Source organism: Enterobacter sp. NFIX59 (assembly GCF_900113755.1).
GTDB classification, from domain to species: Bacteria; Pseudomonadota; Gammaproteobacteria; order Enterobacterales; family Enterobacteriaceae; genus Enterobacter; species Enterobacter pseudoroggenkampii.
This window is the reverse complement of sequence record NZ_FOQN01000001.1, coordinates 768,982-791,716: the sequence shown is the minus strand read 5'-3', so window position 1 is coordinate 791,716 and position 22,735 is coordinate 768,982. Positions and strand designations below refer to the sequence as shown.

25 protein-coding genes and 1 pseudogene are annotated in these 22,735 nt (G+C 54.0%); 15 read left to right on the top strand and 11 right to left on the bottom strand.

All coding sequences use genetic code 11. The features are described 5' to 3' along the window. Positions 1-139 precede the first annotated feature (139 nt). Together spy and ves are read left to right on the top strand one after the other, a co-directional pair. Positions 140-634: an ATP-independent periplasmic protein-refolding chaperone Spy gene (gene spy / locus BM007_RS03790; RefSeq protein ID WP_024908549.1), complete on the top strand. Its 495-nt coding sequence runs from the start codon at positions 140-142 to the stop codon at positions 632-634. A 297-nt stretch (positions 635-931) separates the two neighbouring features. Further along, positions 932-1,489, top strand: a complete 558-nt coding sequence (ves, locus tag BM007_RS03785; RefSeq protein WP_024908548.1) for an environmental stress-induced protein Ves — start codon at positions 932-934, stop codon at positions 1,487-1,489. On the opposite strand, the gene cho is transcribed toward ves, so the two are convergent. Beyond that, entirely contained in the window at positions 1,467-2,345 is an 879-nt protein-coding gene (gene cho / locus BM007_RS03780; protein WP_090418213.1) for an excinuclease Cho, read from the bottom strand. The two genes, ves and cho, sit on opposite strands and share 23 nt — an antisense overlap. 181 nt (positions 2,346-2,526) lie before the next feature. Next, positions 2,527-3,354, bottom strand: a complete 828-nt coding sequence (gene nadE, locus BM007_RS03775; RefSeq protein WP_023335358.1) for an ammonia-dependent NAD(+) synthetase — start codon at positions 3,352-3,354, stop codon at positions 2,527-2,529. Positions 3,355-3,586: 232 nt separating this feature from the next. Between nadE and osmE the strand changes: the two genes are divergently transcribed. The 7 genes and pseudogenes from osmE to chbG all read left to right on the top strand — a co-directional run bounded on the left by osmE (position 3,587) and on the right by chbG (position 9,437). Beyond that, the gene (gene osmE / locus BM007_RS03770; RefSeq protein WP_010430142.1) at positions 3,587-3,931 is read left to right on the top strand and encodes an osmotically-inducible lipoprotein OsmE; all 345 of its coding nucleotides are present in this window, start codon (positions 3,587-3,589) and stop codon (positions 3,929-3,931) included. 281 nt (positions 3,932-4,212) lie between these two features. Next, positions 4,213-4,530, top strand: a complete 318-nt coding sequence (gene chbB / locus BM007_RS03765) for a PTS N,N'-diacetylchitobiose transporter subunit IIB (protein ID WP_008500676.1) — start codon at positions 4,213-4,215, stop codon at positions 4,528-4,530. Between the two features lie 79 nt (positions 4,531-4,609). Next, entirely contained in the window at positions 4,610-5,968 is a 1,359-nt protein-coding gene (gene chbC / locus BM007_RS03760; protein ID WP_028017210.1) for a PTS N,N'-diacetylchitobiose transporter subunit IIC, read from the top strand. A gap of 47 nt (positions 5,969-6,015) precedes the next feature. Next, positions 6,016-6,363, top strand: a complete 348-nt coding sequence (gene chbA, locus BM007_RS03755; protein WP_024909443.1) for a PTS N,N'-diacetylchitobiose transporter subunit IIA — start codon at positions 6,016-6,018, stop codon at positions 6,361-6,363. A gap of 11 nt (positions 6,364-6,374) precedes the next feature. Then, a pseudogene (gene chbR / locus BM007_RS03750) lies at positions 6,375-7,211 on the top strand (transcriptional regulator ChbR); the annotation flags it as partial. 109 nt (positions 7,212-7,320) lie between these two features. After that, positions 7,321-8,676 (top strand): 6-phospho-beta-glucosidase, encoded by a 1,356-nt coding sequence (locus tag BM007_RS03745; protein ID WP_024909441.1) that lies wholly within the window; start codon positions 7,321-7,323, stop codon positions 8,674-8,676. Between the two features lie 11 nt (positions 8,677-8,687). Then, complete coding sequence (gene chbG, locus BM007_RS03740; protein ID WP_090417310.1) at positions 8,688-9,437, top strand: chitin disaccharide deacetylase; 750 nt, start codon at positions 8,688-8,690, stop codon at positions 9,435-9,437. Positions 9,438-9,525: 88 nt separating this feature from the next. Here the strand turns inward: chbG and katE are convergent, their stop codons facing one another. Further along, the gene (gene katE, locus BM007_RS03735; RefSeq protein WP_090417308.1) at positions 9,526-11,775 is read right to left on the bottom strand and encodes a catalase HPII; all 2,250 of its coding nucleotides are present in this window, start codon (positions 11,773-11,775) and stop codon (positions 9,526-9,528) included. 204 nt (positions 11,776-11,979) lie between these two features. Here katE and cedA point away from each other — a divergent pair, with 204 nt between their 5' ends. Then, positions 11,980-12,219: a cell division activator CedA gene (gene cedA / locus BM007_RS03730; RefSeq protein WP_024909438.1), complete on the top strand. Its 240-nt coding sequence runs from the start codon at positions 11,980-11,982 to the stop codon at positions 12,217-12,219. A gap of 48 nt (positions 12,220-12,267) precedes the next feature. Here cedA and BM007_RS03725 read toward each other — a convergent pair whose 3' ends face one another. From BM007_RS03725 to hxpB, 3 genes are all read right to left on the bottom strand, one after another. Then, positions 12,268-13,659 carry an L-cystine transporter gene (locus BM007_RS03725; protein WP_090417305.1) on the bottom strand — a complete coding sequence of 464 codons (1,392 nt, stop codon included), beginning with the start codon at positions 13,657-13,659 and terminating at the stop codon, positions 12,268-12,270. 127 nt (positions 13,660-13,786) lie between these two features. Then, positions 13,787-14,377, bottom strand: a complete 591-nt coding sequence (locus tag BM007_RS03720; RefSeq protein WP_014883483.1) for a metal-dependent hydrolase — start codon at positions 14,375-14,377, stop codon at positions 13,787-13,789. Positions 14,378-14,478: 101 nt separating this feature from the next. Continuing rightward, positions 14,479-15,150 carry a hexitol phosphatase HxpB gene (hxpB, locus tag BM007_RS03715; RefSeq protein ID WP_061715457.1) on the bottom strand — a complete coding sequence of 224 codons (672 nt, stop codon included), beginning with the start codon at positions 15,148-15,150 and terminating at the stop codon, positions 14,479-14,481. Between the two features lie 148 nt (positions 15,151-15,298). On the opposite strand from hxpB, the gene BM007_RS03710 reads away from it, so the two are divergent. Next, positions 15,299-15,835 carry a YniB family protein gene (locus BM007_RS03710; protein ID WP_023311291.1) on the top strand — a complete coding sequence of 179 codons (537 nt, stop codon included), beginning with the start codon at positions 15,299-15,301 and terminating at the stop codon, positions 15,833-15,835. A gap of 36 nt (positions 15,836-15,871) precedes the next feature. Here BM007_RS03710 and BM007_RS03705 read toward each other — a convergent pair whose 3' ends face one another. The 3 genes from BM007_RS03705 to pfkB form a co-directional block, all read right to left on the bottom strand. Further along, positions 15,872-16,732, bottom strand: a complete 861-nt coding sequence (locus BM007_RS03705) for a fructosamine kinase family protein (RefSeq protein WP_090417303.1) — start codon at positions 16,730-16,732, stop codon at positions 15,872-15,874. 105 nt (positions 16,733-16,837) lie between these two features. Beyond that, positions 16,838-17,128, bottom strand: coding sequence for a type V toxin-antitoxin system endoribonuclease antitoxin GhoS (gene ghoS, locus BM007_RS03700; RefSeq protein ID WP_047648044.1), 291 nt, complete (start codon positions 17,126-17,128; stop codon positions 16,838-16,840). Positions 17,129-17,233: 105 nt separating this feature from the next. Next, on the bottom strand, positions 17,234-18,166 hold the full coding sequence (pfkB, locus tag BM007_RS03695) for a 6-phosphofructokinase II (RefSeq protein WP_090417301.1): 933 nt from the start codon (positions 18,164-18,166) through the stop codon (positions 17,234-17,236). 295 nt (positions 18,167-18,461) lie between these two features. Here pfkB and BM007_RS03690 point away from each other — a divergent pair, with 295 nt between their 5' ends. Next, positions 18,462-19,220 (top strand): DUF481 domain-containing protein, encoded by a 759-nt coding sequence (locus tag BM007_RS03690; RefSeq protein WP_024909432.1) that lies wholly within the window; start codon positions 18,462-18,464, stop codon positions 19,218-19,220. Between the two features lie 80 nt (positions 19,221-19,300). Here the strand turns inward: BM007_RS03690 and yniD are convergent, their stop codons facing one another. Both yniD and yncL read right to left on the bottom strand, forming a co-directional pair. Beyond that, positions 19,301-19,408, bottom strand: coding sequence for a small membrane protein YniD (gene yniD, locus BM007_RS03685; protein WP_008500658.1), 108 nt, complete (start codon positions 19,406-19,408; stop codon positions 19,301-19,303). A gap of 98 nt (positions 19,409-19,506) precedes the next feature. Further along, positions 19,507-19,599, bottom strand: coding sequence for a stress response membrane protein YncL (gene yncL, locus BM007_RS22940; RefSeq protein WP_071886547.1), 93 nt, complete (start codon positions 19,597-19,599; stop codon positions 19,507-19,509). A 322-nt stretch (positions 19,600-19,921) separates the two neighbouring features. Here yncL and thrS point away from each other — a divergent pair, with 322 nt between their 5' ends. The 3 genes from thrS to rpmI all read left to right on the top strand — a co-directional run bounded on the left by thrS (position 19,922) and on the right by rpmI (position 22,691). Then, positions 19,922-21,850 carry a threonine--tRNA ligase gene (thrS, locus tag BM007_RS03675; protein ID WP_008500657.1) on the top strand — a complete coding sequence of 643 codons (1,929 nt, stop codon included), beginning with the start codon at positions 19,922-19,924 and terminating at the stop codon, positions 21,848-21,850. Positions 21,851-21,853: 3 nt separating this feature from the next. Then, positions 21,854-22,396 (top strand): translation initiation factor IF-3, encoded by a 543-nt coding sequence (gene infC / locus BM007_RS03670; protein WP_023616141.1) that lies wholly within the window; start codon positions 21,854-21,856, stop codon positions 22,394-22,396. Between the two features lie 97 nt (positions 22,397-22,493). Further along, entirely contained in the window at positions 22,494-22,691 is a 198-nt protein-coding gene (rpmI, locus tag BM007_RS03665) for a 50S ribosomal protein L35 (protein ID WP_003030583.1), read from the top strand. Positions 22,692-22,735 lie beyond the last annotated feature (44 nt).

Here is a 22,735-nt window from a genome sequence, read left to right as displayed (position 1 = left end):
CTCCACATTTGGCGAAAATTTGTTTTTTACACTTTCATTGTTTTACCGTTGCTCTGACTAATTGACGATAAACCCCGTAAAGTTAATCTCGTCAACACGGCATAGCGCCGAAGAATAACTGAAAGAAAGGAAATAAATTATGCGTAAGTTTACTGCACTGTTTGTTGCTTCTACCCTGGCTCTGGGCGCTACCAGCATGGCGTTCGCCGCAGATACTGCGACCACCACCACTGCCGCGCCTGCTGAAGGCAAAATGATGATGCATCATAAAGGTCCGGGTATGCACAACGAGATGATGATGTTTAAGGATCTCAACCTGACGGATGCGCAGAAGCAGCAGATCCGCGACATCAGAAAAGGTGAACGCGACCAGATGAAACGTCCTCCGCTTGAAGAGCGTCGTGCGATGCATGACATCATCGCCAGCGACAGCTTCGACAAGGCGAAAGCCGAAGCGCAGATTGACAAAATGGCCGCGCAGCACAAAGCCCGCATGCTGGCTCACATGGAAACTCAGAACAAGATCTACAACATTCTGACCCCGGAACAGAAAAAACAATTTAATGCGAATTTTGAGAAGCGTCTGACAGAACGTCCGGCGATGGAAGGTAAAATGCCAGCACCAACCGAATAATCGGTTCACACTCTTAAGACCGCCGGGATCCTGTCCACAAAAGCGCAATCGCTGTGGACAGGACCGGCGGTTTTTCTTTCCTGCCCTCTTGCCTGCCGCCGCCAGCGCGGTATCCTCCTGTAGTCGCTTCAGAGAATGTTCGTAGAGTCATGGCGTTAGCATTTTTATTAACGTTGCGCTAAGGCCTGCCCGCTCTGCTGCCGATACTGTTTCTGTGAATACCCAACGATAACAATCAAGACAGCAACGATAGCAATATCCTTGCCCTGGCACGGGTTGTGCCATTCAGGAGTGGTGATGGAGTTCTTTGATATCCGTAAGATGCCGGTCAGCCTCTGGCGTAATGGTGCTGGCGAAACGCGTGAGATTTGCTGCTTCCCTCCCGCGACGAGGGATTTTCACTGGCGTGCCAGTATCGCGACTATCGCCAGCAACGGCGAATTCTCCTCGTTTCCCGGCGTCGATCGGGTGATTACCTTGCTGGAAGGCGGGGAGGTGACCCTGGATGCCGGTCAGGCGTTCTTCCATACCCTGAAGCACCATCAGCCCTATAGCTTTGCCGGCGACCTGCCGGTGAAAGCGCTGCTGTCCGATGGGCGGATGGCGATGGACTTCAACATCATGACCCGCCGCGACTGCTGCCGGGCGAAGGTGCGCGTGGCTGACCGTACCTTTACCACCTTTGGCACACGCGGGGGCGTGGTGTTTGTGTTAAGCGGGGCGTGGCAACTGGGCGATAAGTTGCTGATGGCCGATCAGGGCGCCAGCTGGGAGGAGGGTACCCATACGCTGCGTCTGCTGGAGGCTCAGGGTACCTTATTGTTCAGCGAAATCACATGGCTGCCAGGCCATTGAGTTCAATGATTTCAAACTTACCGGCCAGGACCGGTTTACAGAGAATTTTGTAGCCATCGTGGTCAAATCCGGCGGGCGTGCGCAGCAGGGTTGCCGCGTCGTTGATGTCGTCGACGGCGCCCAGCCAGAGCCAGTTGTTGACGATGTGATACTGGGTCATTGCCTCGCCCACCTCTTTTAGCGCAACGGCGCTTTCCCAGGGCCAGCAGTTCACGCTGATGGCTGCCAGACCGCTGAGGAGGCGGGCCTGGTGCGCCTCAACGCTTTCTTTCCCGCAGCAGGCACCGGCGCAGCGCTTCAGCGCGGATCGAAAACAGGCGCGTCCGCGGGTGGTCGCCTCCAGGCCTAAAAGGCTGTAGCAAAGCTGTAGCTCGTCCGCCAGCGTCTGCAGCGCCTGGAGTGCGGCACGTTTATTGGCGAACAGCCCGTAGAGATTCGGGGCATGAGAAAAATCGACGTCGCGCGCGTAGACGACCTGCGGCTTGCCCTCGCTGATCTGCAGGGAGCAGAGCTGACGGTTGCGGCGCAGGCGCTTGTTGAACAGCGGTTGTTGTTCTTTTATCAACCGCGCCTCCAGCAACAGCGCGCCCATTTCTCCTGCCGTCTGGAACCAGGTAATGCGTCGCGACTGGCGCAGCATGGCGGCTTCGTCCGGCGTACGCAGATGGGATAACACCCGACTGCGAATGTTAACGCTCTTGCCGATGTAGAGCGGCAGGGTGTCGCTTTCGCCGTGAAAGATGTACACGCCCGGCTGTTTAGGCAATGCTTCAAGCCAGGGGCGAAGGTGCTCGGGATATTCGTAGATAGCCGCCGCTTCAAACTCAAGACGCGGGGCGGATTGACGCCTGCTCACATACTGCTCCATATACTGTTCAGGTATACAGTGTAGCAGGAGTGTGGTGGTTAAAAAAGAGCCGGGTGGCGGCGACGCCTTACCCGGTCATGACGTGCGGCCTGATGCCCTCACCCCAACCCTCTCCCACGGGAGAGGGCGCAAACACTAAAAACGGTAACCTGGGGTTACCGTTTTGCTTTTATTTCTTCCAGAAGTCGTCAAACACCGTAATTGGCGTGTGGCGCTTGTGCTCGGTTTTCAGATACCAGCCTTCGATGATTTTCGCGGTACCTTCATCCAGCTTTTTGCCTTCCAGATAATCATCAATGTTGTCATAGGTGACGCCAAGGGCCGCTTCATCCGGCAGGGAAGGGCGATCGTCTTCAAGGTCCGCTGTCGGCGCTTTCTTATACAGATGCTCAGGACAGCCCAGCGCGGCCAGCAGCTGCTTACCCTGACGCTTGTTCAGACGGAAGATAGGGTTAATGTCGGTGCCGCCGTCGCCGTATTTGGTGAAGAAACCGGTGATCGCTTCTGCCGCATGGTCGGTGCCGACGACGACGCCTTTGGTCATCCCGGCGATGCTGTACTGCGCTTTCATGCGCTCGCGGGCTTTTTCGTTGCCGCGAACAAAATCGCTCAGCTCAATGCCCGCTTCGCGAAGCGCCTGCTCGCTTGCCAGCACCGAGCCCTTAATATTCACAGTGAGCACGCGGTCAGGCTGAATGAAGGTAATGGCATCCTGGCAATCCTGCTCGTCCGCCTGCACGCCATAAGGAAGACGCACCGCGATAAACTGCAGCGTCTCATCGCCCGTCTCTTCGCGAAGCTCTGAAATCGCCATCTGGCAGAGTTTACCGGTCAGGGTAGAGTCCTGGCCGCCACTAATGCCCAGCACCAGGGATTTCAGGAAAGCGTTCTTTTTTAAGTACGATTTTAAAAAATCCACGCTGCGGCGGATCTCTTCATGTGCATCTACCGTGGGCTTCGCGCCCAGTGCCTGAATAATCTCTTGTTGCAGAGCCATCACGCCCTCCATATGCAGTACATAAACAGAATGTGTTAGCTGTTAAAACTAACCCTTTGGGCGAGAAACGACAAGGATCACAGTTTCGAGTGCGCTAATTTGCGCCGATTTAGCAGGTTATCGTTGTTTTATTAGAATTTTCCGAAATTCGTCTGGCGTAACTCACAAAGTTGAACAATAGTACTTTTTATCCCATGCTTAGATAACACGCTGATAAACAAGAGGACGGAATATGAACAAGAACGTAGCAGGAATTCTTAGCGCAGCGGCGGTACTGACTATGCTGGCAGGGTGTACGGCTTACGATCGCACCAAGGATCAGTTTACGCAGCCCGTAGTAAAAGACGTTAAAAAAGGGATGACCCGTTCGCAGGTGGCCGCGATTGCCGGTAAACCTTCTTCTGAAGTGACCATGATTCATGCGAAAGGGACCTGCCAGACCTATATCCTGGGTCAACGTGATGGTAAGGCAGAAACCTACTTTGTCGCGCTGGATGATACCGGTCATGTGATCAACTCCGGCTATCAGACCTGTGCTGAATACGACACCGATCCGCAGGCACCTAAGGCGCAGTAACCCTCCTTGCCTGAGGATGTTAACAAACCGGCCCAGGGGCCGGTTTTTTTATGCATACGTAAATCTTATTTCTTTGCGCGAATTATTTGCCCGAAATGTGAAGGGAGTCAACAAGCCAGGTCAATGAGAGACAATTTGAGTCTATCCAGAATTATCCCCTGTCTGTACCATTGCGTATACTCACTCCAACGATAAACAACAGTACGCAAGCTACCTGTCTGCCGGGACAGCGAGTCGAGTGATAGCGCGATGGCAGGTAGTCATAAAAGAGGGAAAACACGATGGAAAAGAAACATATCTACCTGTTCTGCTCAGCGGGCATGTCAACCTCGCTTCTGGTGTCAAAGATGCGTGCGCAGGCTGAAAAGTATGAAGTCCCTGTGGTGATTGAAGCGTTTCCAGAGACGCTGGCGGGCGAAAAAGGCCAGACAGCCGATGTCGTTTTACTGGGGCCGCAAATTGCCTATATGTTGCCCGAAATTCAACGACTGTTACCGAATAAACCGGTCGAAGTGATCGACTCGGGGCTGTACGGCAAGATTGATGGTTTAGGTGTTCTTAAAGCTGCTGTGGCAGCCATTAAAAAAGCTGCTAATTAATTTTTATTTTTCCCGTCAAAGAGTTATTTCACACACAATACGCCGTAACATGCGTTACGGCATTTAAGGGTATTTTCCTATGAGTAAAGTCATCGCTTCACTTGAAAAGGTACTCCTTCCTTTTGCTGTTAAAATAGGAAAGCAGCCTCACGTTAATGCCATCAAAAACGGCTTTATTAAATTAATGCCGCTGACGCTGGCCGGGGCCATGTTCGTTTTAATTAACAACGTTTTTCTGAGCTTTGGTGAAGGTTCCTTCTTTTATTCATTAGGAATTCGGTTAGACGCTTCCACTATTGAAACCCTTAATGGTTTTAAAGCCATCGGCGGCAACGTCTATAACGGTACGTTGGGGATTATGTCGCTGATGGCGCCTTTCTTTATTGGGATGGCACTGGCAGAAGAGCGTAAAGTCGATCCGCTGGCCGCCGGGTTATTATCCGTCGCCGCTTTCATGACCGTGACGCCATACAGCGTGGGTGAAGCCTATGCCGTCGGCGCCAACTGGCTGGGTGGGGCCAACATTATCTCCGGTATTGTTATCGGCCTGGTGGTGGCAGAAATGTTCACCTTTATTATCCGTCGCAACTGGGTTATCCGCCTGCCGGATAGCGTACCGGCTTCCGTTTCCCGTTCATTTTCCGCGTTGATTCCGGGCTTCATTATTCTCTCTATCATGGGGATTATCGCCTGGGCGCTCTCCCACTGGGGCACAAACTTCCACCAGATCATCATGGACTCTATCTCTACGCCGCTGGCGTCGATGGGTGGCGTGGTCGGTTGGGCGTATGTGATTTTCACCTCTCTGCTGTGGTTCTTTGGCGTGCATGGTTCACTGGCACTGGCCGCGCTGGACAGCGGGATTATGACCCCCTGGGCACTGGAAAACGTTGCGCTTTACCAGCAGTACGGCTCCGTTGACGCGGCGCTGGCAGCCGGTAAAACCTTCCATGTGTGGGCGAAGCCGATGCTTGACTCCTATATCTTCCTGGGCGGTACCGGGGCGACCTTGGGTCTGATCATCGCGGTCTTTATTGTCTCTCGTCGTGCTGATTACCGTCAGGTCGCGAAGCTGGCGCTGCCATCAGGCATCTTCCAGATTAACGAACCGATTCTGTTCGGTCTGCCAATCATCATGAACCCGGTAATGTTCATTCCGTTCATCCTGATTCAGCCGCTGCTGGCCGCTATCACTCTGACGGCGTATTACATGGGCATCATTCCACCGATTACCAACATTGCACCGTGGACCATGCCAGCAGGTCTGGGCGCCTTCTTCAACACCAACGGCAGCGTCGCAGCCTTCCTGCTGGCGATATTCAACCTCGGGATTGCCACCCTGCTGTACATGCCATTCGTGGCGATTGCCAACAAAGCCGCCACCATCATTGATGAAGAAGAGAGCGAAGAGGATATTGCCCTCTCACTGAAATTCTAAGATTGACCGGCGCGGGGAAGCCCGCGCCAGCCACAAGGAGCTTAAACATGTTAGATTTGGATAGTATTGTCGCAGACGAAGCCGCCGAGAACGATCTTGAAGAAGTGGTGATGGGGCTTATCATCAACTCCGGACAGGCCCGCAGCCTGGCCTATGCCGCACTGAAGCAGGCCAAGCAGGGGGATTTCGCCGCCGCGAAAACCATGATGGAGCAGTCCCGCACGGCGCTGAATGAAGCGCACCTGGTGCAGACAAAGCTGATTGAAAGCGATCAGGGCGAAGGGAAGATGAAGGTCAGCCTGGTGCTGGTCCACGCGCAGGATCACCTGATGACCTCGATGCTGGCGCGTGAGCTGGTGGCGGAGCTCATTGAGCTTCACGAGAAGATGCAGTAAGTCAGACTGAGCAGCAGGAGGTCAGCACGATGGAAATTAAAACCGCACTTGAACAGCAGCTGTTTAATGGCAAAAATTTTCATGTGGTTATCTACAACAAAACGGAGAGCGCCAGTGGTCTGCACCAGCATGACTACTACGAGTTCACGATTGTTCTGACCGGTCGCTACTACCAGGAGATCAACGGTAAGCGCGTCCTGCTTGAGCGAGGGGATTTTGTCTTCCTGCCGATGGGGTCTTATCACCAGAGCTTTTACGAATTTGGTGCCACCCGCATTCTGAACGTGGGCGTCAGCAGACGTTTCTTCGAGAAGCACTATCTGCCGTTGGTGCCGTTCTGCTTCGTTGCCTCCCAGGTCTATCGGGTCAAAAACGAGTTCATGACCTGGATTGAGACGGTTATCGCTTCGCTTAACTTCCGCGACAATGAATTTGATGAGTTTATTGAAACGGTGACCTTCTACGTGATGAACCGGCTGCGCCACCATCGTGAAGAGCAGCAGGTGACGGATGATATTCCGCAATGGCTGCGTGGCACCGTTGAGCTGATGCACGATAAAGGCCAGTTCAGCGAAAATGCGCTGGAAAATATGGTGTCGCTGTCGGGCAAATCCCAGGAATATCTGACCCGTGCAACGCAGCGCTATTATCGTAAAACGCCCGTGCAAATTATTAATGAAATCCGCATTAACTTTGCCAAAAAACAGCTGGAAATTACCAACTATTCTGTCACCGATATTGCGTACGAGTCAGGATACAGCAGTCCCAGCCTGTTTATTAAGACCTTTAAAAAATTGACGTCATTCACACCGAACAGTTACCGGAAGAATTTAACGGTAATGAATTAACTTTCGGCGGATTATCCGCCACAAATATTGCTTTAATGGCTTGCCCAAATAGCGGGAAGAGTACGCTATACCTTGCAGGCGATTAACCTGATACGCTAAGGGAGATATTATGCAGAAGAAATTAAAAGTCGTAACCATTGGTGGCGGCAGCAGCTATACCCCGGAATTACTTGAAGGTTTCCTGAAACGTTATCATGAATTACCGGTCAGCGAATTATGGCTGGTGGACGTTGAGGAAGGTCAGGAGAAGCTGAATATTATTTTCGACCTGTGCAAGCGCATGGTGGAAAAAGCGGGCGTGCCTTTGACCGTGCATAAAACCCTGGACCGTCGTCTGGCGCTGAAAGATGCGGATTTCGTCACCACCCAACTGCGCGTTGGCCAGCTGAAGGCGCGCGAGCTGGACGAGCGTATTCCGCTGAGCCATGGCTATCTGGGGCAGGAGACCAACGGCGCAGGCGGCCTGTTTAAAGGTCTGCGTACCATCCCGGTCATTTTCGACATCGTCAAAGACGTGCAGGAGATCTGCCCGAACGCGTGGGTGATTAACTTCACCAACCCGGCCGGGATGGTCACTGAAGCGGTCTATCGTCATACCGGCTTCAAACGTTTTATCGGCGTCTGTAACATTCCGATCGGCATGAAGATGTTTATCCGCGACGTGCTGGCGCTGACCGACAGCGACGATCTCTCCATCGATCTGTTCGGCCTGAACCACATGGTGTTTATTAAAGATGTCATCGTGAACGGAAAATCGCGCTTTGCCGAGCTCCTCGACGGCGTGGCTTCCGGTCGCCTGACGGCGGCATCCGTGAAAAACATCTTTGACCTGCCGTTCAGCGAAGGGCTGATCCGCTCGCTGAACCTGCTGCCGTGCTCGTACCTGCTTTACTACTTCAAGCAGAAAGAGATGCTGGCTATCGAAATGGGCGAGTACTATAAGGGCGGCGCGCGCGCGCAGATCGTTCAGAAGGTCGAGAAGCAGCTGTTCGATTTGTATAAAGACCCGAACCTGAACGTCAAACCGAAAGAACTGGAGCAGCGCGGCGGGGCCTACTACTCCGATGCGGCGTGTGAAGTGATCAACGCCATCTATAACGACAAGCAGGCGGAACACTATGTCAACGTGCCGCACCACGGCCATATCGACAATATCCCGGCGGACTGGGCCGTCGAGATGACCTGCATCCTGGGGCGCGAGGGCGCTAAACCGCATCCTCGTATCACCCACTTTGATGACAAGGTCATGGGCCTGATCCACACCATTAAGGGCTTTGAAGTGGCGGCAAGCAACGCGGCGCTGAGCGGTGAGCTCAATGACGTGCTGCTGGCCCTGAACCTCAGCCCGCTGGTGCATTCTGACCGCGACGCGGAGCAGCTGGCCAGCGAGATGATCCTGGCACATGAAAAATGGTTGCCGAATTTTGCCGCCACGATCGAGAAGCTGAAGTTCAAACACCACTAAGAGGACGCACAATGGAAAACCTGCTGATCGTTAATGCTGATGACTTTGGTCTCTCGAAAGGCCAGAACTACGGCATTATTGAAGCCTGTCGCCGGGGGATTGTGACCTCTACCACGGCACTGGTGAATGGTGAGGCGGTTGAACACGCGGCGCAGCTGAGACGCGAGGTGCCGGCGCTGGGCGTCGGCATGCATTTTGTGCTGACGCTCGGGATGCCGCTTTCGCCAATGCCGGGCCTGACGCGCGACGGCCAGCTTGGAAAGTGGATTTGGGAACTGGCGGAGCAGGATGCTCTGCCGCTCGAAGAGATTGCCCGCGAGCTGGACTGTCAGTTCAACCGCTTCGTTGATGTGTTTGGTCAGGCGCCGACGCATATCGACAGCCATCACCACGTGCATATGATCCCGGCGATTTTCCCGATTGTCGCCGGGTTTGCCCAGCGCAAAGGCGTGGCGATGCGCGTGGATAGGGAGGCGCGCGGCGTGCCCGACTGCGACGTGACAACCACTGAGGGGTTCAGCAGCGCATTTTACGGCGACGAGATCGACGACGCGCTGTTCCTGAAGGTGCTGGACGATTCCGCCGCGCGGGGGGAAAAGTCGGTAGAAGTGATGGCGCATCCGGCTTTTGTCGATAACACCGTGCTGAAAAGCGCCTACTGCTGGCCGCGCCTGGCGGAGCTGGACGTGCTGACGTCGGCGTCGCTGAAGTATGCGATTGCCGAGCGCGGGTATCGGTTGGGGACGTTTGGGGATCTTTGAGATAAAGCCCGGTGGCAGCTTCGCCTTACCGGGCCTACAAAACCAATCGAATGTAGGCCGGGTAAGCGCAAGCGCCACCCGGCTTTTTTTACGCCGGGATCTGATCGATCTTGCTGCTGCGCGACCAGACGCGGTGTGCGGCGAGCAAATCAAACAGCTTCGTCATAAAGGCATCGTCAACGTTATCTCCCTCGACAATCCCGTCCTCACCCTGATCGGCCACCTTCAGCTGCGCTTTGAACTGTCGCGCGTCGCCGGACAGCGCGATCGGTTTCAGGTGCTTATAGGCTTCCAGCAGATAATACACGGCGTCCCCGTTGGTCAGCAGGCTGGCAATATCCCCGCACGGTACAATCACCGCATCGACGGTCAGCGATGGCGCCCCGGCAAAGGTCGCCGCGACCGGCAGCACAGAGCCATCGTCAGCCGTCACTTCACCCATGCGGGAATAGAGCAGTTTGGCATGCACGCCCTGAGTCTTCAGCGCCTGCATAATCCCCAGCACGTCGCTGGCGCGTGTTTTGTCATTCAGCAGAATGGCGACCACGCGGCCTTTAATCGAGCCGCCCGGCACGGCATACAGGCTCAGCGACGGATCTTTCTTCACGCCGTTAACCTCTTTCGGCGGAGCAAGGTTGCGCTGCTCGTCGGTCAGCGTAATGCCCAGGTTATCCGCGACGCTCTGGGCAAGCTGAATATCAATATGTGCCAGCTGATCGACCACCCGCTCGCGGATGTAGGTACGCACCACTTTACTCAGCTCAAAGCTGAAGCCACCTATGATGTGCTGTTGCTCAATCGGCGTCTGGCTGTTCCAGAACAGGCGAGGGTGGGCGTAATACTCACCGAACGAGGGGCTGCGCTCGCGAATTTTATTGCCATCGATACGCTCCTGATACGATTCGAATCCACCGCGTTTCGGTCCGGGAGGCGTTTCACGCGGCCAGTTATCGTTGATGGAGTTCGGCTCATAGTTTGCCGGGTTGGTATCAATATCCTGACGGTGCATCCCGTCGCGCTGGAAGTTGTGATACGGGCAGGTTGGGCGGTTAATCGGAATTTCGTGGAAGTTCGGCCCGCCGAGTCGGCTAATCTGCGTATCGGTATAGGAGAACAGGCGTCCCTGCAGGAGCGGATCGTTGGTGAAGTCCAGCCCCGGCACGATATGCCCCGGGTGGAACGCGGCCTGCTCGTTTTCGGCAAAGAAATTATCCGGGTTGCGGTTGAGCACCATTTTACCCACCAGCTGCACCGGCACCAGCTCTTCCGGGATCAGCTTCGTCGGGTCCAGAAGGTCGAAATCGAACTTAAATTCGTCCTCTTCCGGTATGAGCTGCAGGCCCAGTTCGTATTCCGGGAAGTCGCCCGCTTCAATGGATTCCCACAGCTCGCGGCGATGGAAGTCCGGATCGCGCCCGGTCAGCTTCTGCGCCTCGTCCCACACCAGCGAGGCTTTACCCGCGACAGGCTTCCAGTGGAAGCGGACAAACGTGGCTTTCCCCTCGGCGTTGATCAGACGGAAGGTGTGGATGCCAAACCCCTCCATGGTGCGATAGCTGCGCGGAATGCCGCGGTCTGACATCGCCCACATCACGTTGTGTAAGGTTTCAGGCTGCAGGGAAACATAGTCCCAGAAGGTGTCGTGCGCACTTTGTCCCTGCGGTATGGCCCAGTGGGGCTCCGGTTTTACCGCATGGACAAAGTCAGGAAATTTATGCGCGTCCTGAATGAAAAACACCGGGGTGTTATTGCCGACCAGATCGAAAATACCCTCTTCGGTATAAAACTTGGTGGCAAAGCCGCGGATATCCCGGACGGTATCTGCCGACCCCGCGCCGCCCTGCACGGTGGAGAAACGCACAAACACCGGGGTAATTTTATCCGGGTCGGAGAGGAAATCCGCTTTGGTGATCGCTTTCAGGCTCTTGTAGGGCTGAAAGTAGCCGTGCGCAGCGGAACCGCGCGCGTGGACGATGCGTTCTGGTATCCGCTCGTGGTCAAAATGGGTGATTTTTTCCCGCAGGATAAAGTCTTCCAGCAGGGTTGGGCCGCGCACGCCTGCGCGAAGGGAGTTCTGATCGTCAGCAATACGCACGCCCTGATTGGTGGTGAGCGCAAAACCCTCGCCGCCTTTACGGTGTGGCTCAAGAGATTTCAGCTTCTCGTTTCCCGTGTCCGGCGATTTCATGCTTCCCGGTGCGGTAGGCTGTTCGCCCGGTGCTGAGGGGCCAGGGGAGGGGCGGTGAGAGCCGTCTGCAGGGGCGAGAGAGTCCATACCCGGTTGAGATTCTTCAGTGCCATGAATCGGTGATTGATGTGTTTTATCTTTGTTCGACATTGCACGCTTCTCCTTTATCCATTGCTAAAAACCCTATTAAGGATAGAACAATGTCGCGACATGGTTCGCGAACTAAGAGTTTTCACATGCCGTGATTAGCGAAAGGAGCCATCTCACCCACTCGGAGCGCGACGGAAGGCAGCAGGATCGGCTATCATAGAATTTTCCTGCTTCAAGAATTTTGCTTTAGTGAATCCGTCGCTTATGAAACCTCTTCGTCAACAAAACCGCCAGGTTATTAGCTATGTGCCCCGCGTTGAGCCCGCGCCGCCTGACCATGCCCTGAAAGTGGAGGGCTTTCGTGATGTCTGGCTGCTGCGGGGGAAATACGTGGCCTTTGTGCTGATCGGCGAACATTTCCGTCGCTCTCCCACGTTTACGGTGCCGGAGTCCGCACAGCGGTGGGCGATGCAGATCCGCCAGGATGAAGAGGTTGAAGAATAACAGCCATAAAAAAACCGCCTGATGGCGGTTTTTTTATTTCTACCGTGATTAACGGTGCGCCAGCTCGGCGTCGTCTTCACTTTCCAGAATCGCTTTGTCGGTCTGCTTCAGCCACTGGCTGGTCAGCGTACCGGCGGTCATGGAGCCGTTCACGTTCAGCGCGGTACGACCCATGTCGATCAGCGGCTCAACGGAGATCAGCAGGGCGACCAGCGTTACGGGCAGACCCAGCGCAGGCAGCACAATCAGTGCGGCGAAGGTTGCGCCACCGCCAACGCCCGCAACGCCTGCGGAGCTTACGGTAACAATCCCGACCAGCGTGGCGATCCATACCGGATCCAGCGGGTTGATACCCACTGTCGGCGCGACCATTACGGCCAGCATCGCCGGGTACAGACCCGCACAGCCGTTCTGACCAATGGTGGCACCAAAGGAGGCAGAGAAGCTGGCGATGGATTCAGGCACGCCCAGACGACGGGTTTGCGCTTCAACGTTCAGCGGAATAGACGCGGCGCTGGAACGGCTGGTGAAGGCAAAGGTCAGTACCGGCCAGACTTTACGGAAGTATTTCAGCGGGCTGACGCCGTTCACGCCCAGCAGGATGCCGTGCACAACGAACATAATGCCCAGGCCCAGATAAGAGGCGACAACGAAGCTGCCCAGCTTAATGATGTCCTGCAGGTTAGAGCCGGCAACCACTTTGGTCATCAGCGCCAGCACGCCGTAAGGGGTGAGCTGCATAACCAGACGAACCAGCTTCATCACCCAGCTTTGCAGGGTGTCAATCGCGGTCAGCACGCGTTCGCCTTTTGGCGCGTCGTCTTTCAGCAGCTTCAGCGCCGCGACGCCCAGGAACGCGGCGAAAATAACCACGCTGATGATCGAGGTTGGGCTCGCACCGGTCAGGTCAGCAAACGGGTTCTTCGGAATGAAGGAGAGCACCATCTGCGGCACGGTCAGGTCAGCTACTTTACCCACATAGTTGGTCTGAATTGCGGTAAGACGTGCCGTTTCAGCGGTACCCTGAACCAGACCTTCTGCGGTCAGGCCAAACAGGTTGGTGACCAGCACACCCACCAGCGCGGCAATCAGCGTGGTGAACAGCAGCGTACCAATGGTCAGGAAACTGATTTTTCCCAGCTGAGTGGCGTTATGCAGGCGGGCCACGGCGCTCAGAATAGAGGCGAACACCAGCGGCATAACGATCATCTGCAGCAGCTGGACATAGCCGTTACCGACAATGTTGAACCACTGAATGGAATCTTTCAGAACTGGATTATCGGAGCCATAAATTGCCTGTAATGCCAGACCAAATACGACACCCATGGCCAGACCAACCAGCACCTTTTTCGCCAGGCTCCACTGTTTGTGGCGCGCCTGCGCGAGAAGCAATAGCAATATAACGAACACAACGACGTTCGCGATGAGTGGAAAATTCATCCCCGTTCTCCTGATTTATTATTGGGTCGGTTTTTACCGATCCTGTTGGCGGAAGGTTAGCAGAAGTGTGATGTAGCGCTTATATCCAAATGGAATGGGTTATGACAAATGGGATAATTTTGTCGGTTTACTGTTCAATCTGGTGATGAATAAAGCGATTAAACTGAAATTGCAGCGAATTAATCATCTGGGATGACCAACGAACTGCACTGTTTTCGGGCAAGGTTTGCGGCATCCAGACGGCGTAAGCAAACAGCGCCATGCACAATACCCGCTCAAGCTGGTTACCTTTCTGCGGTGCAAGGATGGGAAAACGGAAACGCCAGCGGCAGGGCCATAGCAGCGGCACGCCCGCAGGCGTCAGCATATCGGCCAGAATATGGCTTAAATAGCCCAGCACCATCCCCTGGATGGCATCGGCGGGGACTATCCAGCTTTCAGGCACTTTTAAATAGAACAGCGTCAGCAGGCCAAACACGGCCAGCAGGCTGTGCGTAAACCCCCGGTGGCCGAACGCGCGGGCGATGGGTTTCGACACCCATTTCAGACGCTGTCCGAGGAAGGATTTAGGGTGGTCGATGTCGGGCAGCAGACAGGTCAATACGGCGGAAGGGACAATATGCCACCAGTCCCCCTGTGCCAGCACGGGGGTAAGTTCAGCGTTTTTGGCAAATACTGCGCACGCAATAGAAAAAAGCAGGTGGCCTTCCGCCGTCATGATAAAACCCACGAAACTGTCAATTCATACAGTATAGGGTTTTTATACAGTAGGCGGAAGAGGTGACGGTGTAACTGTTTGTCACAAACCGGAGGAGGGCGTTAACCGCCCTGCAGATGATGCGCCGTCAGTTCTGCTAGTGAATTAAGCTTCACGTCGGCAAGAGCAAACCGGGGGTCGTGACGGCCTTCTTCCGCAGGCACCACAATGGAGCGCATCCGCGCGGCTTTAGTGGCCACCATGCCGTTAACGGAATCTTCCAGCGCAACGCAGCTGAGGGGATCCAGGCCGAGCTTAGCGGCACAGTCCAGATAGACCTGCGGGTGCGGCTTGCTGTAAGGCAATTTCTCAGCGGACGCCAGCGCGTCAAAACTGTCGCGCAGTTCAAACATCGTGAGCACTTTTTCCAGCATATGCAGCGGTGAAGCGGAAGCCAGGCCAACCTTCAGCCCCTGGGCTTTACACAGCGCGACAGCCTCACGTACGCCGGGCAGCAGCGGCCGGCTCTCTTCCACCAGAGAAATGGCGCGGCTGATAATGCGTGCGGTCACCTCATTGCGATCGGGACCCACCCACGGCTGTTGGGCAAACCACAGGTCAACCACCATATCGATGCGCAGGCCCAGCGTATCGGGTAGTTCATTACGGCGGCTGATATCGACGCCCAGACTGGCCATCACATCCAGTTCGGCGCGATCCCACAGCGGTTCGGAATCGATCAGTAATCCATCCATGTCAAAAATTGCGGCAAGAATTTGGCGCGGTGTCGACATCACAACGTCTCCTTATCCAGGGTGTTCGACAGACGATACGTGCTAAGCACAATCTGCAATTTAGCATATTGCTTTTAAAGAGCGGGCGAAATTGATGGCCAGCAGGTAGACTTAGGCACAAATAACGCGTCTTTATGAAGAGGAACTGATGACGTATCAACAAGCTGGACGCATTGCGGTCTTAAAACGTATTGCTGGCTGGGTGATTTTTATTCCTGCCGTCATTTCTACGCTGATTTCTGTACTCAAATTTATGTACGATCACAGCGAAAAACAGCCGGGTATCAATGCGGTAATGCTTGATTTCGCTCATGTCATGATTGAGATGATGCGTTTTAATACGCCATTTTTGAATGTCTTCTGGTTTAACTCACCCACCCCGGATTTTCATCAACAGCTGAATATCGGCTTCTGGGTGATATACGCCCTGATCTTTGTCGCGCTGGCACTGCAGGCCTCTGGCGCGAGAATGAGCCGTCAGACGCGCTTTTTACGCGAAGGCGTTGAGGATCAGTTGATTCTGGAGCAGGCCAAAGGCCCGGAAGGCATGAGCCGGGAGCAGATTGAATCCCGCATTGTTGTGCCGCGTCACACCATTTTCCTGCAAATTTTCCCGCTCTATATCCTTCCCGTGATCATCATTGTGGCGGGATACTTCTTCTTCTCACTGCTCGGTTTTCTGTAAGTGATAAGGGTGGCGGCAAGGCCACCCGTTCGCGTCTCAGGCGGCAAGCATACGCTCGAGTGCCCGCTGGGCGTTAACCAGGTGTTCTCCGCCAAAAAGAATGGCACGGTTCATCAGCGTATAAAGCTGATACACCGGCTGGCGGTCGAGGAAACCGGGCGGCAGGGGGGAAACAGACTGGTATCCGTCGTATATTTGCGGCGGCTGCTCCGGATGAAGCGGCAGCATGGCAAGATCGCACTCTCTGTCACCCCAGTAGCAGGCCGGGTCGAAGATGTAGGGGCCGTTGGGACCCAGCGCGCAGTTATCAGACCACAAATCGCCGTGAAGCAGAGACGCCTGGGGCTGGTGGGAGGCCAGACGCTGTTGAACGTGCTCGACGATGGCATCAATATTGCCAAATTCCAGCCCTTTCTCGGCGGCCAGCTCAAGCTGCCAGCCAATGCGCTGCTCGGCAAAAAATGTCGACCAGCGACGCTGCCAGGCATTGGGCTGTGGCGTGGTAGAGAGATCGTTGTCAAAATCGAGACCAAACTGCGGCTGGTCGCTCCATTGATGGAGGCGCGCTAACTGTTGGCCGAGGATAAACGCATTATGGGCATCCAGCGGTCGGGCGGGGAGATATTCCATGACCAGAAAACTGTAATCGCGGTCGCTACCGACGGCCAGCACCTGCGGGACCGTCACCGTTTTACTGCGCGACAGCAGCTCCAGCTGGTCGGCTTCGGCGGTAAATATCGGAAGCAGTTCTCGTTCATCGCACTTAACGAAAAGATCGCGTCCTGCGTAGCGTAAATGCCACGCGGCGTGGATCTCACCGCCTGGCAGTTCGTTACGCAGTTCAATTTCACCTTCACCCAGCTGCTCACGTAAAAGATAACTGATAGCCTGCCACATGTTGTCTCTCCCATGTTGTCTGCCAGATCATAAAGTTAGCGCATAATGGCGGTAAAAAAATACGAACTAACGCACACCTGAGCGGTTTAAATTCATACAGCGCACTTATTGTTCTTTTTTCCGCCAGCTTTCCCAGGTATCCACGTCAATTTCGGCAGGCTTGTCGGTCACGCTCTCTACCAGACTGGCGGCCAGCGCATGAACCTCTTCCTGGCTCAGGGCGCCGATGAGACCAAATGCCAGGGTGCCTAAATCATGAATATTGCCCTCGTCATCCGTGAGCGTGAGGAGAAAATTAGCCCGGGTGAAGGCGTTGTTGAGCTCATTCAGCTCGGTCAGCGATGCTTCATGAAGGTTGATGGTCACGACGTAACGTGTGATGTCACCACTGCTCATAATTCACCTCATTGTTATCATGGAAGTTTTCTTAGCATAGTCGATAGTTTGCGTTTGGCGACTCAGAGCGGACATTCCCCTCCGTAAAGACGAAGGGGAAAGGCGTTAATTTCGGGACAGGTAATCGACGATTTTTTGCGTATCGGCAAGTGAGCAGAGACGCGTGCCCTGATTGATAGTTGCGGCGCTACCCGCCGCCACGCCGTAGCGCGTCATTTCCAGCAGAGACGCGCCCTGCGCCAGTTTTAGCGTCATCGCGCCCACCATGCTATCGCCCGCACCAACCGTGCTCTGGCTCTTCATCGGCGGTGGGACAACCTGAACGGACGACGTTTCATCGACGGCCAGCGCCCCCTGAGGACCAAGGGAAACGACTACGCGTCGCGCTTTGCCGCTGCGTACCAGCTCCTGCGCGGCGGTGCGAACATCATCAGGCTGCGTCAGTTCGCGGTTGACCAGCGCGCTTAACTCTTTCTGGTTGGGTTTGACCAGCTCCAGATTGCCCGGCACCAGAGCCGCCTGCAGGGCCTCGCCGCTGCTGTCAACGATGCAGCGGATACCGCGTTGCTGCGCCGTCTGAATAAGCGCCGTTAATTTTTCCGTGCTGACGCCGGGCGGGAGGCTGCCGCTTACCACCAGCAGCGCGCCGCTCTCTATCGTCAGCACTTTCTCTTCAAGCTGACGAAACTCGTCATCGCTAAGTTTCGCACCCGGCATGACAAAACGGTACTGCTCGCCGCTGGACTCCACGTGGACATGCAGGTTTTGCCGCGTCCAGTCTTTGGCCTCGACGGTCTCTACGGCCACCTGTTCATCTGCCAGCAGAGAGACCAGATGTTCACCGGTGGCACCGCCTGCGGGGAAAATTGCCGTAGCTTTGCCGCCGAGGTGGGTAATAGCGCGCGCCACGTTGATCCCGCCGCCGCCGGGCTCAAAGACCGGGGCGCTACAGCGCAATTTACCTTCCGGGTAAATCTGCGGCGTCAGGGTGGCGGAATCCAGGGAAGGGGAGAGCGTCAGGGTATAGATAGAAACCATCATTACCTCCTTTTAGTATGGGTTCTTATTAGCCTGGCACCATTTGACAGGAAGGCAATGTAAATAACAGTATGATTTTAAATATGAATACTGACAAAAAGTGAGGCGGGGGATATATAAAATAAAACGCTTTTTGAGATCGTTCTTATTCAAAAAATGAAATAAGAAAACATTGCTATGTTATTTGCGGCTTTTTATAATTTGTTACCTTTCTCTGGACGCCTTGTCATTGATCCTCAAGAAAGATTCCGGGACCGTGTGGTCTCTTTTTTTGTTGTACGGACTCCTTAATAAAATGAAGCTTTTAAAGACAGTGCCCGCTGCACTGATGCTGGCGGGTGGCGTGTTTGCGGCTATGAACGCGACCGCTGATGATACCGTTTTTACTGTCATGGACGATCCTTCCACCGCGAAAAAACCGTTTGAAGGTAACCTCAACGCCGGGTACCTGGCACAATCCGGTAACACGAAAAGCTCTTCTCTGACGGCGGACAGTACGCTCACCTGGTACGGCAACACCACCGCCTGGTCTCTGTGGGGTAATGCCAGCAACACTTCCGCTAATGACGAACGTTCTTCCGAGAAATATGCGGTAGGCGGACGTAGCCGTTACAACATGACCGACTATGACTACCTGTTTGGACAGGCAAGCTGGTTAACCGACCGTTACAACGGTTATCGCCAGCGTGATGTGTTCACCGCCGGTTATGGTCGCCAGTTCCTGAACGGTCCGGTACACAGCCTCCGTTTTGAATTCGGTCCGGGTGTGCGTTATGACGAGTACACCAATGGCGATACCAAAACCCAACCGCTCGGTTACGCTTCCGGTACCTATGCCTGGCAGATGACTGACAACACCAAATTTACCCAGGGTGTTTCCGTATTTGGCGCCGACGACACGACGCTGAACTCTGAGACGGCGCTGAACGTGGCTATCAACGAACACTTTGGTCTGAAAGTGGCCTACAACGTGACCTGGAACTCTTCACCACCAGAAACTGCGCCGGATCATACCGACCGCAGAACCACGGTTTCACTGGGTTACAGAATGTAATAAAAGCGGGCCGATGTTGCTGTCGGCCCGTTTATTGTCAGTGGCTATTTGACGTCCCTTCTGATGACCTGTCTTCGCACCTAGCCCCAAATCATTGCCGCCCAACGGAGTAGCAGCATTGCGCCGCAGATGGCAATCAGCACCAGCACCATTTTCCAGTGTTTTACGGCAAATCGTTTTGTTGGCATAACCTAATCCTTGTTCGTTGATACCCACAGTCTATCAAACAGGGCCGAAATATGCCCCTTCTCGGGATCGATTGGGTTATGCCAGCATAGGGTTCGGCTCAGAACCAGTGGAATCGTTCGGCGAGAATCAACAATAAACCTGTGGCGGAAAGGACATTCAATATCACAACCGTTCTGCTGGATACGTTCATGGTATGCACCTTTGGGTTTAAGGACCTGTTCAAGAGTAGCTCAGCATCTTCGAAATGCGAGCGCAGGGGAGAAGCAACCCGCAAATTCGTACGAAAGTGCCAGCCCATCAATCTGGCCGCAGAGGGTGCAATCTCCTTTGCGTTAGTGTTAACATTACGTCGCTTGCCGTAAATCCACATTAATCTGAATTCGGCAGGTGAATGATGACGAACCAATTTGACGATTGTTGGTCAGATGGTGTCGTAATCTATTGTCAAATCACGATTATTTTCTTTGTATATGCTCTTATGTGTGGGGCATCACTGCAAATAAGGATATAAAATGCCTGTAATTACTCTTCCTGATGGCAGTCAACGCCATTTCGACCGTGCTGTTAGCCCAATGGATGTTGCCCTGGACATTGGTCCTGGTCTCGCGAAAGCGACTATCGCTGGCCGTGTGAACGGTGAGCTGGTGGATGCCTCCGATCTGATCGAAAACGATGCGACGCTTGCCATCATCACCGCGAAAGACGAAGAAGGTCTGGAGATCATTCGTCACTCCTGCGCGCACCTGTTAGGCCATGCCATCAAACAGCTGTGGCCAAACACCAAAATGGCGATCGGTCCGGTTATCGACAACGGTTTCTACTACGACGTTGACCTCGACCACACCCTGACTCAGGAAGATATCGACGCGCTCGAAAAACGCATGCACGAGCTCGCCGAAACCAACTATGACGTCATCAAGAAGAAAGTCAGCTGGCACGAAGCGCGTGAAACCTTCGTGAAGCGCGGCGAGAGCTACAAGGTCTCTATTCTTGACGAAAACATTTCGCATGATGACAAGCCTGGCTTGTACCATCACGAAGAATACGTCGACATGTGCCGTGGACCGCACGTGCCGAACATGCGCTTCTGTCATCACTTTAAGCTGATGAAGATCGCAGGCGCCTACTGGCGTGGCGACAGCAACAACAAGATGTTGCAGCGTATTTATGGTACCGCGTGGGCCGATAAAAAAGCCCTAAACGCGTACCTGCTTCGTCTGGAAGAGGCGGCGAAGCGTGACCACCGTAAAATCGGCAAGCAGCTTGACCTGTACCACATGCAGGAAGAAGCGCCGGGTATGGTGTTCTGGCATAACGACGGGTGGACTATCTTCCGTGAACTGGAAACTTTCGTACGCTCCAAGCTGAAAGAGTACCAGTATCAGGAAGTGAAAGGCCCGTTCATGATGGACCGTGTGCTGTGGGAAAAAACCGGCCACTGGGACAACTACAAAGATGCGATGTTCACCACCTCGTCTGAGAACCGTGAATACTGCATCAAGCCAATGAACTGCCCGGGCCACGTTCAGATCTTCAACCAGGGTCTGAAATCCTACCGCGACCTGCCGCTGCGTATGGCGGAGTTCGGTAGCTGTCACCGTAACGAGCCATCAGGTGCGCTGCACGGTCTGATGCGTGTTCGTGGCTTTACGCAGGATGATGCGCATATCTTCTGTACTGAAGATCAGGTCCGTGACGAAGTTAACGCCTGTATTCGTATGGTCTACGATATGTACAGCACCTTTGGCTTCGAGAAGATCGTGGTCAAACTCTCAACGCGTCCGGAAAAACGTATCGGTAGCGATGAGACCTGGGATCGCGCAGAAGCGGATCTCGCCGTGGCGCTGGAAGAGAACGGCATTCCGTTCGAATACCAGCTGGGCGAGGGCGCATTCTACGGTCCGAAAATTGAATTTACCCTGTATGACTGCCTCGATCGCGCATGGCAGTGCGGTACTGTACAGCTGGACTTCTCCCTGCCGCAGCGTTTAAGCGCCTCTTATGTTGGCGAAGACAACGAGCGTCAGGTACCGGTAATGATTCACCGCGCAATTCTCGGTTCTCTGGAGCGCTTCATCGGCATCCTGACCGAAGAGTTCGCTGGCTTCTTCCCAACCTGGCTTGCGCCAGTGCAGGTCGTGGTGATGAACATTACCGATTCTCAGGCGGATTACGTTAAAGAATTGACGCAGAAACTACAAAATGCGGGCATTCGCGTAAAAGCAGACTTGAGAAATGAGAAGATTGGCTTTAAAATCCGCGAGCACACTTTACGTCGTGTCCCGTATATGTTGGTCTGTGGTGATAAAGAGGTGGAAGCAGGCAAAGTTGCCGTTCGCACCCGCCGTGGTAAAGACCTGGGCAGCCTGGACGTAAGTGAAGTGATTGAGAAGCTGCAACAAGAGATTCGCAGCCGCAGTCTTCAACAACTGGAGGAATAAGGTATTAAAGGCGGAAAACGAGTTCAAACGGCACGTCCGAATCGTATCAATGGCGAGATTCGCGCCCAGGAAGTTCGCTTAACAGGTCTGGAAGGCGAGCAGCTGGGGATTGTGAGTCTGAGAGAAGCAATCGAAAAGGCTGAAGAAGCTGGAGTAGATTTAGTTGAAATCAGCCCTAACGCCGAACCGCCAGTTTGTCGTATCATGGACTACGGCAAGTTCCTTTATGAAAAGAGTAAGTCTTCTAAGGAACAGAAGAAGAAGCAAAAAGTTATCCAGGTTAAGGAAATCAAATTCCGTCCTGGTACCGACGATGGCGATTATCAGGTAAAACTCCGCAGCCTGATTCGCTTTCTGGAAGATGGCGATAAGGCCAAGATCACACTGCGTTTCCGCGGTCGTGAGATGGCCCACCAACAGATTGGTATGGAAGTGCTTAACCGCGTCCGTGACGATCTGAGTGAACTGGCAGTAGTCGAATCCTTCCCTACGAAGATCGAAGGCCGCCAGATGATCATGGTGCTCGCTCCTAAGAAGAAACAGTAAGGCCTTCAAGCAGCAAAATCTGTGGAGCCTTCGGGTTTCATAGGTTTTGTTCGCCTATGTTTCGTTTATTTAACAATGCGAAGTGGAAGTTATTAAGATGCCAAAAATTAAGACCGTACGCGGTGCTGCTAAGCGCTTCAAAAAAACCGGTGGTGGTGGATTTAAGCGTAAGCACGCAAACCTGCGTCATATTCTGACCAAAAAATCTACTAAGCGTAAACGTCACCTGCGTCCAAAAGGCCTCGTTTCTAAAGGCGATCTGGGTCTGGTTATCGCGTGCCTGCCGTACGCATAAGCCGTTAACGTTTAATTTTTTACTAAGAATATAGATACAGGAGA